General features: G+C 50.5%; 13 protein-coding genes and 1 CRISPR repeat array (1 of these 14 running past the window's edge). Of the genes, 4 read left to right on the forward strand and 9 right to left on the reverse strand.

Annotation, left to right across the window (positions count from 1 at the left end; translation table 11 throughout):
* Positions 1-27: 27 nt before the first annotated feature.
* The 4 genes from fliO to fliR are packed head-to-tail and all read left to right on the forward strand — an operon-like array spanning position 28 to position 2,211.
* The gene (gene fliO / locus C7M51_RS17920) at positions 28-384 is read left to right on the forward strand and encodes a flagellar biosynthetic protein FliO (RefSeq protein WP_160622906.1); all 357 of its coding nucleotides are present in this window, start codon (positions 28-30) and stop codon (positions 382-384) included.
* 5 nt (positions 385-389) lie between these two features.
* Positions 390-1,142 carry a flagellar type III secretion system pore protein FliP gene (gene fliP / locus C7M51_RS17925; protein ID WP_160622907.1) on the forward strand — a complete coding sequence of 251 codons (753 nt, stop codon included), beginning with the start codon at positions 390-392 and terminating at the stop codon, positions 1,140-1,142.
* A gap of 15 nt (positions 1,143-1,157) precedes the next feature.
* Positions 1,158-1,427, forward strand: a complete 270-nt coding sequence (gene fliQ, locus C7M51_RS17930) for a flagellar biosynthesis protein FliQ (protein WP_160622908.1) — start codon at positions 1,158-1,160, stop codon at positions 1,425-1,427.
* A gap of 4 nt (positions 1,428-1,431) precedes the next feature.
* Complete coding sequence (gene fliR, locus C7M51_RS17935) at positions 1,432-2,211, forward strand: flagellar biosynthetic protein FliR (RefSeq protein ID WP_160622909.1); 780 nt, start codon at positions 1,432-1,434, stop codon at positions 2,209-2,211.
* 39 nt (positions 2,212-2,250) lie between these two features.
* On the opposite strand, the gene C7M51_RS17940 is transcribed toward fliR, so the two are convergent.
* The 9 genes from C7M51_RS17940 to C7M51_RS17980 all read right to left on the reverse strand — a co-directional run bounded on the left by C7M51_RS17940 (position 2,251) and on the right by C7M51_RS17980 (position 12,013).
* The gene (locus tag C7M51_RS17940) at positions 2,251-2,490 is read right to left on the reverse strand and encodes a hypothetical protein (RefSeq protein ID WP_160622910.1); all 240 of its coding nucleotides are present in this window, start codon (positions 2,488-2,490) and stop codon (positions 2,251-2,253) included.
* 93 nt (positions 2,491-2,583) lie between these two features.
* Positions 2,584-2,841, reverse strand: coding sequence for a bacteriocin immunity protein (locus C7M51_RS17945; RefSeq protein ID WP_160622911.1), 258 nt, complete (start codon positions 2,839-2,841; stop codon positions 2,584-2,586).
* A 290-nt stretch (positions 2,842-3,131) separates the two neighbouring features.
* Entirely contained in the window at positions 3,132-3,389 is a 258-nt protein-coding gene (locus C7M51_RS17950) for a bacteriocin immunity protein (RefSeq protein WP_160622912.1), read from the reverse strand.
* 294 nt (positions 3,390-3,683) lie between these two features.
* Positions 3,684-3,941 carry a bacteriocin immunity protein gene (locus tag C7M51_RS17955; RefSeq protein WP_160622913.1) on the reverse strand — a complete coding sequence of 86 codons (258 nt, stop codon included), beginning with the start codon at positions 3,939-3,941 and terminating at the stop codon, positions 3,684-3,686.
* 285 nt (positions 3,942-4,226) lie between these two features.
* On the reverse strand, positions 4,227-4,577 hold the full coding sequence (locus C7M51_RS17960; protein ID WP_160622914.1) for a DUF596 domain-containing protein: 351 nt from the start codon (positions 4,575-4,577) through the stop codon (positions 4,227-4,229).
* 266 nt (positions 4,578-4,843) lie between these two features.
* Entirely contained in the window at positions 4,844-6,019 is a 1,176-nt protein-coding gene (locus C7M51_RS17965; protein WP_160622915.1) for an S-type pyocin domain-containing protein, read from the reverse strand.
* 357 nt (positions 6,020-6,376) lie between these two features.
* The gene (locus C7M51_RS17970) at positions 6,377-7,639 is read right to left on the reverse strand and encodes an MFS transporter (protein WP_160622916.1); all 1,263 of its coding nucleotides are present in this window, start codon (positions 7,637-7,639) and stop codon (positions 6,377-6,379) included.
* 68 nt (positions 7,640-7,707) lie between these two features.
* A complete protein-coding gene (locus C7M51_RS17975) occupies positions 7,708-10,806 on the reverse strand; it encodes a beta-galactosidase (RefSeq protein WP_280116102.1) in 3,099 nt (1,032 codons plus the stop codon).
* 124 nt (positions 10,807-10,930) lie between these two features.
* On the reverse strand, positions 10,931-12,013 hold the full coding sequence (locus C7M51_RS17980; protein ID WP_160622917.1) for a LacI family DNA-binding transcriptional regulator: 1,083 nt from the start codon (positions 12,011-12,013) through the stop codon (positions 10,931-10,933).
* Between the two features lie 258 nt (positions 12,014-12,271).
* A CRISPR array of direct repeats spans positions 12,272-13,349; the repeat unit is 29 nt; unit sequence GTGTTCCCCGCGTGAGCGGGGATAAACCG (it continues 49 nt past the right edge of the window).

Raw genomic sequence — 13,349 nt, forward strand, 5'->3', positions numbered from 1 at the left:
GCGCTAACGGAAACAGGCCGATCCGCCATGACAGATACTTCCACGCCTGCCTCTCTGGTAACGCAAATTGGCGGCGCAATGGCGTTGGTTATTTTGCTGATCTTTGCCTGCGCCTGGCTGGCGCGGCGCAGTGGGCTGGCGTCTCGCCTGCGCGCAGATGGCAATATGATAGCGATAAAAGCCAGCTACTCGCTGGGACAGCGGGAGCGGCTGGTGGTCGTTGAGGTAGACGGCGAGCGGCTACTGCTGGGCGTGACGCCGGGCGCTATTACGCGTTTGGGCCGCCTGTCGGCCCCTGTGCCACAGGAGCTGAACGAGACGCCAAATTTTCAGCGGACCCTGAAGCGTCTGTTAAAACGCGATAAGGCGGAACCTGAGGAGTGAAACTGATGTTGAGTGCGCTATGGCGGCACCGTTTTATTGCGCTGCTGTTGCCGTTGCTGCTGCTGCCGACGCACGCCGCCTGGGCTGCTAACGGCGATATTTTGTTGACGCGTAGTACCAGCGGTGGGGAAGGTTGGTCTTTGCCGATTCAGACGCTGGTTCTGCTCACCTCCCTGACCTTTTTACCCGCTATCCTGCTGATGATGACCGGTTTTACCCGCGTGATTATCGTGCTGGGATTATTGCGTAACGCGCTGGGAACGCCTTCCACACCGCCAAACCAGGTACTATTGGGGCTGGCGCTGTTTTTGACCTTTTTTGTGATGTCGCCGGTATTTAACCAGGTCTATGACGATGCGTGGCTGCCGCTGTCGCAGGATAAGATTTCGCTGGAGGAAGCGCTGCCGCGTGCAGCAAAGCCAATGCGCGAGTTTATGCTGAGCCACACGCGCGAAGCGGATTTAGCGCTTTATACCCGTATGGCGAAGCTGGACAATTTCGCTACGCCCGATGAAGTGCCGTTGCGCATCCTGTTACCCGCTTTCGTTACCAGCGAACTTAAAACTGGCTTTCAAATCGGCTTTGCCGTCTTCATTCCCTTTTTGATTATCGACCTGGTCGTTGCCAGCGTACTGATGGCGCTGGGGATGATGATGGTGCCGCCCGCCACCATTTCGCTGCCGTTTAAGCTGGTGCTGTTCGTGCTGGTAGATGGCTGGCAGCTGATCATGGGCTCGCTGGCACAGACCTTTTATTAACAGGCAGGAGGATATATGACGCCGGATAGCGTAATGGCTATGGGGTTCCAGGCGATCAAGGTGGGGCTGATTATCGCTGCACCGCTGCTGCTCGCTGCGCTGGTTACCGGGCTCATCGTCAGTATTTTGCAGGCCTCTACCCAGATTAATGAGATGACGCTAAGCTTCATCCCTAAAATTCTGGTGATTGTGGCAGTTGTCGTCGCGCTTGGCCCTACGATGCTGGCAACCATGCTGGATTATATGCGCGCGCTTTATACTAATCTGCCGCAAATGATTGGTTGAAACGATGAGTTACTCGCTGGACGCGCTGCCGCTGCTGGTGAGCCACTACTTTTGGCCGCTGATGCGTATTCTGGCGCTGTTCAGCACCGCGCCGGTATTTAACGATAAGGCCATGGGCGTGCGGGTCAAGGTTGGGCTGGCGGCGCTGATTACTTTCCTTATTGGTCACAATCTGCCGGATAATACCGTACCGTTATTCTCCATTATGGGGTTGTGGGTTGGCTGCCAGCAGATGCTGATTGGCGCAGCAATGGGGCTGACGATACAGATGATTTTCGTTGCCGTGCGCTACGCCGGTGAGATTATCGGCCTGCAAATGGGACTTTCCTTCGCTACCTTTTTCGATCCCTCCGGCGGCGAAAATATGCCGGTAATAGCTCGCGTACTTAATCTGCTTTCCATTCTGCTGTTTCTGCTGTTCAACGGCCATTTGCTGATGCTGAATGTTTTGGCGGAGAGTTTTCAGCTGATCCCCATCAGCACGGCGCCGCTTAGCCGTGATGCTTTTTTCGCACTTGCTCAGACAGCGGGGCTAATTTTTCAGTGCGGCGTGGGGCTGGGGCTGCCGGTCATTACGCTGCTGCTGGCAATTAACCTGACGCTGGGGCTGCTTAACCGCCTGACGCCGCAGCTATCGATCTTCGTGGTTGGTTTTCCGCTAACCTTAACCGCAGGTATGCTGGCGCTGCTGCTGTCAGTCAATCACCTTTCGCCCTACTTTAGCTATCTGATGGAGCGCTTTTTTAGTCGGCTTTCGCAGATCATGCTGCTGTTTACGCCCTGATAACCGCTGGCCCAGTCTCGCCAGGCCAATGTGCTGTTGTTAGCATCTGTGGTTTGCCGAATTAATCTTTAATGGCCAAAGCTTTTCTAATTTAATGCGCCCTTCCTGGAGCAGTTTTTCTAACAGATAGAAAAATGTTTCCTTTCTTTCATTGAAAGAAAAATTCTCAGGTATTTTATTAGTGGGTATGCTGTAAGCCCAAAGGCCGTTCAGATCTTGCATTTCAGCAGCGCCTGTTATCTCTTCATACTCTTTATCAGTCAGTAATTTATTTTTCATTATTTTATCTCTGATTGAATTTGCAGACGTTCTCTAAGCTGGGATGTTATTTATTAATAACTTATGAAAATTCGGTGCTGTAGAAAAAGCCAGTTAGCTGTCTTTGAATCCAGGCTTACCGTTATTGGCTCGCCACTCTTTTACTTCCTGGACGATACCTTCTGGCGAGTCTTCACGGTCATCTCTGGGATAACAAATAAGATCCGATCCATCAGGATGTTCCGTTAATCGCTCAAATTCAAAAATTAATGCATTCTCTTCTTTTTCAGTTAATTCTTCACTATCCCAAATTTTCCAGACGAACTCTAAGAATTCCTGTTCAGTATAATCAGTAATGGTTTTCTTGCTCATTCTATCTACTCTCATTTATGAATATAAGATGCAGTTTTAGTGTGATTATTTTAATATTAACGATAACAAAAGATACCCTGTTATTATTTATCCAGATGTTAAAGCTTATTTTTTTTGCTTTTTTATTTGAAATGAATCCAATGCTGATAAAGATCCAGGTATAATAAAAGTTAACTTAAAGATATATTGTTTATTAGTGTAACTAATGTTAGGTTCCTTATCATATATTATTGTCTGTATGAGCTTACTAAATAACGCCATGCAAAAGCATGGTGTTATGGAGCTGTAGATTAACTGTCCTTAAATCCAGGCTTACCGTTCCTGGCTCGCCACTCTTTTACTTCTTTAACGACACCTTCTGGGGAGTCCTCGCGATCTTTTTTTGGATAAAAAATAAGATTGTAGCCTTCAGGATGTTCCGCTAATCTCCTGAATTCAAGGATTAATTTAGCATAATCGGCTTCGGTTTTTCCCTCTACTCGCCAAATTTTCCTGACAAGCCCAAGGAATTCTGCTTCAGTATAATCCGGAATTGTTTTTTTGCTCATTTTAACTAGCCTCATTTATGAATGTAGGATGCATTTTGAGTGTGATTATTCTAATATTAACGATAACAAAAAATATCCTGTTATTCTTTATTAAGGTGTTAACGCTTATCTTTTTTCCTTACTTTTTTATTTGAATTGAATTTAATGCCGAAAAAGATCCAAGTATAGTAAGATTTACCTTAAAGTTATCTTTTTTATTGGTGTGACTAATATTAGGTTCCTTATCATATATTATTGTCTGTATTAGCCTAATAAATAATGCCATATAAACGTATGGCGTTATGGTGCTGTAGGTTAACTGTTCTTAAATCCCGGCTTGCCGTTCTTAGCGCGCCACTCTTTTAATTCCTGGACGATGCCTTCTGGCGAGTCTTCACGATCATCTCTGGGATAAAATATAAGGTTAGAACCATCAGGATGTTCTGTTAGCCGGCGAAATTCATCCACTAATTTATTTTCTTCTTGTTCGGTTAATTGTTCACTATCCCAAATTTTCCAGACGAACTCTAAGAATTCCTGTTCAGTATAATCCGTAATACTTTTCTTTTTCATTTATCATAACCTCCATTATGGATTTTAATATACTACATAAGTATTGTTATCCTCAAATCATCAACAGTATAAATGATTTTTGTATGTGATAAATCTTAAAGTTTTGTATGCTTCAGACCTTTCGTTGCGGGCTGTACCATAACTGGTTATTTGCTATTTTTAATACGCATTTTATTTTTACATTCATTAATTAATAAACAGGAAATGCAGAAATAGTAGTGAATCAAATTTAATTAGTAAATGCCACTATAATGATGGCGTTTGATGGCAGGCTCATGTGATTTTTTATGTCCATTCTGGGGGGCGTCCGGGAAGAAACCAGACCGCCCCGCCAGGGCAGCGATCATAAAAAAACCAGGCACCATCATTCATTTCAATTTCATTTTTTGGAAACCTACTTCGTAACATTTCTACCTGCTCTTTAAGTTTCCCTTCTAAAAAAACACCATTTTTAGCTAGTCTAATACGTCCTTCCTGAAGTAGTTTTTCTAATAAATAGAAAAATACTTCTTTCCTTTCACTAAAAGAAAAATTTTCTGGCGATCTATTATCGGGTATACTGTAAGCCCATAAGCTATCTAAAGCTTGTAATTCAGCGGCACCTGTTATTTCTTTATACTCTTCATTTGTTAGCATTTTTCTCACCTAAATTTAAGTTCTACTTTGTATCCATATTTGCTTGATACATCAGAGAGTCGTTTATTACGTTTTATATCGATGGCCCATCTTACCTCCTTATTGGATGATGAACGGTTTCTTAAGTTTATTATTGTATCATCCTCTAATTTTGCATTGAAAATCCCTGGGTTAACTTCGGTTAATTTTTTACTACCTGCCAGTTCTTGAGCATACTCAAAAACCTGTTCTGTTAGTTGAGTGCTGTCAAAGATTTTAGTTGTCCCTTACCGATTGCTTTCTGGCTCTTGTTTAAGTGTTTCTCCCTCAATAGTTAAAGTTTGAGTTGGTTTATTTTTATCAAATACTTCGGCAACTTCATCCAGACGTTGTTGCCGTTTGGCTTCAATGATACTGACCGTCATCACATACACCGGCTCCAGGCCGGTGCCTTTGGCATCGGGCCGCCAGTAGATGAAATCCTGCCATCCGTCGCTGTCCGCCGCTGGCGTGGTGATGACCATCGGGCCTTCCACCACTTCAATATCGGAGCCGGTATGGTTTGGCAGTACCGGTACCGGCTCCTGGTTGCCGGTACTGGATGGTGCCACCGGGGTTATCTGGATGGTATATTCCGGTGTGTTTGCGGTGGCCGGCACCGTAATTTCATCCAGCCCGGTTTCCGGGTTGCGTTCCGGATGCAGGACCGGGATCTCGTATGAAAGCTCGCTGCTCTCCAGCTCCAGCGAGATATATTCATCATCTGCTGTTAATCTGCCGCGTATGGGCAGATTTGCCGTTTTGGCATCCGGATACAGATTCTGGAAGCTTCCCTGTATCTTGCTCAGCGGTACGGAAAGCGCCATTGGCACACGGGGCAATTTAAGCCTGCCGCCATTAGCATAGTACGCTATCGTCAACACGGTAATGGCGGCGCCGACGGGGTGTAACGCCACCGCCCGACTGAGCAGCATAACGGCACGGGACATCATGAGCGCCGCATCGCTGGCGAGCGTGACTGCGCCAGCTCCTCCTATTGCCAGCTGTAGCCGTCCGGCAACATTTGTCATCGCCAGCGCGCCTGCACCGGCCATTACAGCTGCCGCCTTATTGAGCATATCCGGGGTATATTTCGGTGGCGGGGCAAAACCGGTCAGCTCGGTAATTGCTGCCTGCTTTTCTGCCGTAGTGGCGAAGCAGGCGGCGACGCCGTCGCCGTTGCTGCGTTCCATACTCCATACCCAGGAGAGAGGATTAAGATACAGCAGAAAACAGGGCTTTTTCTGTGAAGCAAACTGAAAGAGTCCTTCACCCAGATATTTGTAAAGCTCACCCCCCAAATCTATTGGTGAAACCGCTTTTGCTGCAAAGCTGGTTGCATTATTGCTTCCCTCTCCGGCGGGCGCGGTATGGCTATTTTCCGCTGCCGGATCGATTGGAGTGCGATTATCTTCATCACTCATAATAAATGCCTCTTTGACGTGAAATTAATAAAAAAAGCAAAATACTGTATATATGTACAGTATTGCTAAAGCTATGCTTCTTTATTAACCATGTCAATGTCATGGCTTTGTATTTATAGAAATGAATTATGTCTTTTTGGTTATTTGATGGGCGAGTAATTAATGGTTTGTTTAATAAGTAATAATTTCAAACGCGGGCGGAAAACAGGGATTTAGGGAATGCGAGCATCATTCTGAAGCGTTGGTTATTACGTAGAAATAAAGGCGGGAAAGATAAAAAAGCCGCAGCTTAAACTACTGCGGCGCTAATTATTCGTTGAGGTAATTATCGCAGCCGCTGGCCACGATAAATTTGTTTCAGGCTGGTTTCGCTTTATTCTTACTGTGCGCACGCATCAGGCTGAGCGGTCCCTCTCCACTAAGCGTAAATAGTGAAATCAGCGTAAAAGAGAAGGCGATAAGTCCTAACACCAGATAAGCGCCGTGGAAGCCCATGCTGTCGTACATATAGCCCGCGAAAAGCGACATAAAGATCATCGACAGCTGTTTGAAAAAACAGAAACAGACCAGGTAAATGGTGGCGGAGAAGCGCACTTCAAACTGGCTGGTAATGTATTTAAAGCAGCCGACAATCAGAAACGGCACTTCAAACATATGCAGCGTTTTCAGCACCACCACTTCCAGCGCTGACGTAGCGAAAGAAGACCCGATAATGCGTACAGACATAATTGTGCCTGCCAGCAACAGCGCGTTCTTGCCGCCGATACGGTTTACGATTAACGGCGCGAAGAACATGATCGTGGCGTTCAACAGCTCGCCCATAGTAGTGACATAGCCGAAAACGCGGGTTCCCTGTTCGCCGGTGGCAAAGAACGAGGTAAAGAAGTTGGCAAACTGTTGATCGAAAACGTCGTAGGTGCAGGAAACGCCGACCACATACAGCGAAAGGAACCAGAGTTTGCGATCTTTAAACAGCTCCAGCGCCAGACGCAGGCTAAAAGGCGAATGGTTGGCGCCCAGCGTATCAGCCACCTGCGCTGAAGGCTGTGCCTGTGGCTTAGCGATAAACAGCAGAATAGCCAGAATCACCGCACAGCCGGAGCCGAGCCAGAAGACGAACTGGTTATTGATGGTAAACATAATGCCGACAATCGAGGCGCACAGCGCCCAGCCGACGCAGCCGAACATGCGCGCACGGCCAAATTCAAACTGGCTGCGACGGCTGACTTTTTCCACATAGGCTTCAATGGCCGGCGCGCCACCGTTATAGATAAAGCCCAGATAGATACCGCCGACGATAGCGCCCAGCAGGATATTGGCCTGTAGTAGCGGGCCAAGCACATAAATAAAGAAGGGCGCAAACATCACCAGCATACCGGTGATAATCCACAGAAGATGTTTTTTCAGGCCGAGCTTATCGGATAGCAGGCCAAATACCGGCTGAAAAAGCAGTGAAAAGAGCGAAATGCTGGCGAACACAATGCCGGTATCGCTTTTGCTCAGGTGATTAATGTCGTGTAACCAGATGGGAAAAAAGGGAAAATAGGCTCCCATGATGAAGAAATAGAAAAAGAAGAACAGCCCGAACATCCAGAAGTTAGTATTTCTCAGGTAATACATATTATTTTTCCTTACTTTCATCCCGGAGCGGACTGGGCAGACCCGCTCCGGCTAACGTCAGATGCGCATTAGCGGCGCACCCAGCTTACGGCATAATGATAGTGATGGTCCTGTAACAGATATTCCTCCGAGACGCTGGGACTCCAGGAATCGTCGCCGCCGACGCCCATATGGAATCCGTCCAGATTCAGCCAGCTTCCAGGCTCTTCCTGTAACAGGTGTCGATGCGTAACCTCATGCAGCTGCCGCTGGCTGTAGCGGCTCAGATTAAAGTGAAAGCGTCCGCGCCATTCGCTGTCGCCATACTGTAACCACTCACTATCACAGCGCAGACCGTTTTCACTGGGGAATACATAAGGCGTATAAAGTGCTTCCAGCGGTAATTGCCAGCGGTCATAGCGGGCAGATTGTTTGCGATCGGGATAATTTTCATGCGGACCAAGGCCAAGCCAGCTTACCTGCGGATGGACCTCCGCCAGCTGACAGCTCAGGCCGATGCGCGCCGGGGCTGGAATGCCTGCCGCGATATCTACATCCACGCTGATATGCAGCTCGCCCGCACTATCAATGCGCCAGGTTTTTCGGCTGATAAACAGTACCTTGTCCTGCCAGCGCCAGCTGTGTACGGTGCGCAGCTGTACTTCAACGCTAAGCTGCTCCGCTTCGCACAGCTCCAGCTGCGGTTCCATCTGATAAAAACCCGCCGCCTTCCAGCGCTCCACCCAGGCGTTGGGATCGATACGCGCTACTTCGCTGATACCGATATCGTTATCCAGTGGCGCACGGGTAAACTGATCCTGTAAAGGCTGAAGCAGCGCGGGTTGCCCGGCTTTCCACCACTGCATCAGCAGGCCGTTTTCACGGCTGAACTGCCAGCGCTGGGTGCCAAGCTCAATGGTAAAATCACTGTCGCTGGCGGTGAGCCGTGGCGCTTCGCCCTTAGCGGATGGTGTGGCAGGCAGCGTTAACGGTGCCGCCAGACGCCACTGTTGCCAGGCGCAAATATGACCTGCCTCTGACCAGGCGGTAGCGGCAATCTGCTCTACCTGCACCGTTAACCAGACCTGGCCGCTTTCTGTGATTGTCGGCAGTTTATCCAGCACAATCTGTTGCGAACCTTCTGGCGCAATATCCAGCCTGACCGTGCCGCTGGCCAACGTGCGGCCTTCCTGCGCCAGCGTCCAGATCAGTTGCTCGTTGTCGCTGCGGCGGAACAGATATTCGCTGGTAATCTCCAGCGTTACCGGCGTTTCTTTTTTCAGCGTGAACTGGAAGAACTGTTGTGCCTGCTGGGCTTCATAAAGTGCCGGATGCGGCGTGCGATCGGCGAAGACCAGACCATTCATGCAGAACTGACGATCGTTGGGCGTATCGCCAAAGTCGCCGCCGTAGGCGGAATAAGGCTTGCCGTTTTCATCGTAGCGGGTAAGCGACTGATCGACCCAGTCCCAGACAAAGCCGCCCTGTAAGCGTGGATACTGACGGAACGCCTGCCAGTATTTATGAAAGCCGCCAAAGCTGTTGCCCATCGCATGTGCGTATTCGCACAAAATCAGCGGGCGATGCTCGTCCGGCAGGCCAATCCATTTTTTAATTGACCATTTTGGCACCTGCGGGAACGGCTGATCCTGATCGACGCGGGCGTACATCGGGCAGACAATATCCGTTGCTGCACTGTTGGCACCGCCGCCTTCGTACTGCACCGGACGCGTTGGATCGTTGGATTTAATCCAGCGGTAGAGCGCATCATGATTAACGCCGTGGCCCGATTCATTGCCCAGCGACCAGATAATAATTGAGGGATGGTTACGGTCGCGCTGCACCATGCGCGTTACGCGTTCGCTCATCGCGGGCAGCCAGCCAGGATCGTTAGACAGGCGGCTCATCGGCACCATGCCGTGCGTTTCGATATTCGCTTCGTCCACCACATACAGACCGTAGCGGTCACACAGCCGATACCAGAGCGGATGGTTGGGATAGTGGGAGCAGCGCACCGCATTAAAATTATGCTGCTTCATCAGAAAGATATCGCGCAGCATGGTTTCTTCATCCATCACCTGACCGTTTTGCGGATGATGTTCATGACGATTGGTGCCACGGATCAACAGCGGTTTACCGTTCAGCTTAAGCAGCCCCTGAGAAATTTCTACTTTACGGAAACCGACATCGCATGCTTCTGCTTCCAGCAGCCTGCCGCTGTCATCGTGCAGTAATACCACCAGACGATAAAGCGTTGGCGTTTCTGCGCTCCACAGCTGCGGCGCGTTAACCGGCAGGCGTAGCGTGGTACGATCGTTCCAGGCACCACGCTCATCAATAATATCGCTGCCGAGCGGCTGTTGGCGTTCGCTCAGCTTTTCCGCGCCGGACCAAAGCTGGATCGTTACCCGCATCTTCTCCAGGCTATCGCCGTTAACGGTAACGCGTGCCTCAAGCTCGGCATGGCTGAAGCTTTCATTCAGATGTGTTTCTACCTGCATATCGCTAATCGCGGTTTGCGGTTTATGCAGCAGCGAGACGTCGCGGAAAATACCGCTCATGCGCCACATATCCTGATCTTCCAGGTAGCTGCCGTCGCTCCAGCGCAGCACCATCACCGCCAGGCGATTAGCACCTGGCTTAAGCACCGCGCTAAGGTCAAATTCGGAAGGCAGTCGGCTGTCCTGCGCGTAACCGATCCAGTGACCGTTACACCACAGATGAAAAGCGGAATTTACGCCATCGAAGATAATGCGCGTCTGACCGTCTGCCAGCCACGTTTCATCTACGTTAAATGTGAGCGAATAACATCCTGTTGGATTCTCTACCGGAACAAAGGGCGGATTAACCGGAATGGGATAATTTACGTTGGTGTAAATGGGCGCATCATAACCCAGCATTTGCCAGTTTGACGGCACGTTAATGTCATCTGCATCAGGCAGATCTTCCTGTAGCCAGATTTCCGGTACGGCCTCCGGCTGCGTGAAATAGCTGAATGCCCAGCGTCCGTTGAGGCTGTGCAGGCTGGTGGAAGGACGGTCGTCCCGTGCGGCTTCCGGTGTGCGCCAGCTGCAAAACGGCGGGTGCGCCGAAAGCTGATTGAGTTGAGTGACCGCCGGGTTTTCCCAGTCGCGACGTGCCAGAATGGCGCTGAGTGAAGCAGCGGGTGAGCCTGCTTTTACCATCATATCCGGTTCCTTATTTTGCGATACGCTCACAATTTAAGGGAAATATGATTTTACCCGGCTCGATTGTAAAGGCGCGTCACCGAAATCGGTGACGAGATTCACAAATAACGCCGCCGCTGCGCAGCTATTTCAGACGCGCCGCCTGCCTTGCCAGCCGCATCAGTGCTTCTGATAAGGCCTGCGGAGAGAGGGTACCCTGGTGCGGCGGGGCCGTTGTTTTGCGTATCACCAGGCTGACCGGTAGCAGATCGGAGCGGATCGGCGCTTCCGGCTGGCGGATCATTGCAATCAGGCGTTCCACGCTGTTGTTACCCAGTGCGCGAAAATCCTGCTTGATGGTGGTGAGCGGTGGAATAAAGCAGGCGCTGTCGGCGGTATCGTCATAGCCGATAACCGAAACCTCACCCGGCACCTGCAAGCCTGCTTCGGAAAGCGCCCGCAGCGCGCCCAGGGCCATTTGGTCGTTGGCAACCAGAATAGCGCCAGGCAGCACGCCTTCATTCAATAAGCGGGTAACCTGCTGATAACCGGACAGCGCGCTCCAGTCGCCTTCCATTATCGCCGAGGCCTGAAGCTGTTGCTGCATCAGCGCCGTCTGCCAGCCTTCAAAGCGCAGGCGTGCGGAAACGGAACTTTGCGGCCCCGCCAGCAGAGCGATATCGCGATGACCGAGGCTTAACAGGTGTGTGACGCCCAGCTGCGCGCCTTGCGCCGGATCGAAAATGACGCTGTTTGCAGCCAGCTGCGGTGAGACATCAAGAAACAGCACCGGCACATCCTGACAGAGCGCCGCCAGGCTTTGCGCTTCGTCATCCTGTAGCGGAATGTTGACTACCAGTCCATCCACGCGCTGCGCCAGCAGGTTATTAATGGCGGCTCTGGCAGCATCCAGCCCGCTTTGTTCTGTCATGGAAATCACTACGTTAAAGCGCATCTGCCCGGCGCGAGATTTGATAGCGGCAGCGATTTGTGAGGGAGCGTGGAGCGAGAGATCGGCGGTTGCAAGGCCGATGGTATGTCCCATTTTTCCAGCCAGCTGCTGCGCGACGCGATTGGGGACGTAATTCAGCGCTGCCATCGCCGCTTCTACTTTTAACCGGGTTTTTTCTGCAACGTTGTCAGCCTGATTAATAACGCGTGATACGGTCTGGTAAGAGACGCCAGCATGCTGTGCCACGTCATAGAGGGTTATCGACTTCGTTTTCATCCCGGCTTCCTTATGGTTGCGTGTAGGGCTGCGCTATTGAGGTGGCGAAATAGTATGTCGGAGAGCAGATAAAGTAAAAAAGGGATAGTTGAGAGGGATGAAAATAGACATAGGTCAGTTGGTAGAACGGTAAGATTTATCGGCTGGTTTAAAAAAGTATTTTTATTTCAACCAGATAAATAAATGAAAAAATGGGAAATAAGCGGTAGATTTATTCTCTGTTGATTTTTTCTTTAGAATCAAGGATATAATTTTAGAGTGTTCCCCGCGTGAGCGGGGATAAACCGGATAATCAAATTGTTTTTAGCGCTCTGGAGCCGTGTTCCCCGCGTGAGCGGGGATAAACCGCACTGGCTGTTTTCCCGTGGAACGCCATCGGGGTGTTCCCCGCGTGAGCGGGGATAAACCGAATGCGATCGTCTGCTGTGGAATCGGGTGAGTGTGTTCCCCGCGTGAGCGGGGATAAACCGAATGCGATCGTCTGCTGTGGAATCGGGTGAGTGTGTTCCCCGCGTGAGCGGGGATAAACCGTGGGGTAACCAGCAGGACCTGGACTGTGCCCGGTGTTCCCCGCGTGAGCGGGGATAAACCGGTTCTGGATAGCCTGGACGTGATTGTGAGCATGTGTTCCCCGCGTGAGCGGGGATAAACCGAGGGCACTGTTAACACCTGACGTGGCACCAAAGTGTTCCCCGCGTGAGCGGGGATAAACCGCCAATTACGTTGGGAAAAGGGGGACTCTGCGCGTGTTCTCCGCGTGAGCGGGGATAAACCGACAAAATTGTGGAACCACCAGTAGAGCCACTGGTGTTCCCCGCGTGAGCGGGGATAAACCGGGTAATTTTTCATTATATATCTCCTGAGCATTGTGTTCCCCGCGTGAGCGGGGATAAACCGGCTCTCAGGCGCCCTTTCGCTGTTTCTGTGGAGTGTTCCCCGCGTGAGCGGGGATAAACCGGAAAACGGTAATAACAGTAATGTTTTTCCATAGTGTTCCCCGCGTGAGCGGGGATAAACCGATATTAGTGAGGACGCTGCGCAATCTGAGGGCGTGTTCCCCGTGTGAGCGGGGATAAACCGTGTCGATAGGTGTGTACAGCGCGGCACGTGAGGTGTTCCCCGCGCGAGCGGGGATAAACCGGCCGTTATCGCCTGCTCGGCACCGTAGGCGAGGTGTTCCCCGCGCGAGCGGGGATAAACCGGTCGCGTCGAATTTGTCCTCTAACATGCCCTCGTGTTCCCCGCGCGAGCGGGGATAAACCGCTCTCAGTCGGCTCAACCGGCACCAGTTTCCAGTGTTCCCCGCGTGAGCGGGGATAAACCGAAACCCCTACTA

It is taken from the genome of Mixta intestinalis, assembly GCF_009914055.1.
GTDB lineage: Bacteria > Pseudomonadota > Gammaproteobacteria > Enterobacterales > Enterobacteriaceae > Mixta > Mixta intestinalis.

Bases quoted from the DNA above. Each gene is read 5' to 3' on its own strand.
- C7M51_RS17960 (WP_160622914.1), bottom strand. From the start codon at position 4,577: ATGCTAACAAATGAAGAGTATAAAGAAATAACAGGTGCCGCTGAATTA.
- C7M51_RS17950 (WP_160622912.1), bottom strand. From the start codon at position 3,389: ATGAGCAAAAAAACAATTCCGGATTATACTGAAGCAGAATTCCTTGGG.
- C7M51_RS17980 (WP_160622917.1), bottom strand. From the start codon at position 12,013: ATGAAAACGAAGTCGATAACCCTCTATGACGTGGCACAGCATGCTGGC.
- fliR (WP_160622909.1), top strand. From the start codon at position 1,432: ATGAGTTACTCGCTGGACGCGCTGCCGCTGCTGGTGAGCCACTACTTT.
- C7M51_RS17970 (WP_160622916.1), bottom strand. From the start codon at position 7,639: ATGTATTACCTGAGAAATACTAACTTCTGGATGTTCGGGCTGTTCTTC.
- fliQ (WP_160622908.1), top strand. From the start codon at position 1,158: ATGACGCCGGATAGCGTAATGGCTATGGGGTTCCAGGCGATCAAGGTG.
- C7M51_RS17975 (WP_280116102.1), bottom strand. From the start codon at position 10,806: ATGATGGTAAAAGCAGGCTCACCCGCTGCTTCACTCAGCGCCATTCTG.
- fliO (WP_160622906.1), top strand. From the start codon at position 28: ATGACAGATACTTCCACGCCTGCCTCTCTGGTAACGCAAATTGGCGGC.
- fliP (WP_160622907.1), top strand. From the start codon at position 390: ATGTTGAGTGCGCTATGGCGGCACCGTTTTATTGCGCTGCTGTTGCCG.
- C7M51_RS17965 (WP_160622915.1), bottom strand. From the start codon at position 6,019: ATGAGTGATGAAGATAATCGCACTCCAATCGATCCGGCAGCGGAAAAT.
- C7M51_RS17940 (WP_160622910.1), bottom strand. From the start codon at position 2,490: ATGAAAAATAAATTACTGACTGATAAAGAGTATGAAGAGATAACAGGC.
- C7M51_RS17955 (WP_160622913.1), bottom strand. From the start codon at position 3,941: ATGAAAAAGAAAAGTATTACGGATTATACTGAACAGGAATTCTTAGAG.
- C7M51_RS17945 (WP_160622911.1), bottom strand. From the start codon at position 2,841: ATGAGCAAGAAAACCATTACTGATTATACTGAACAGGAATTCTTAGAG.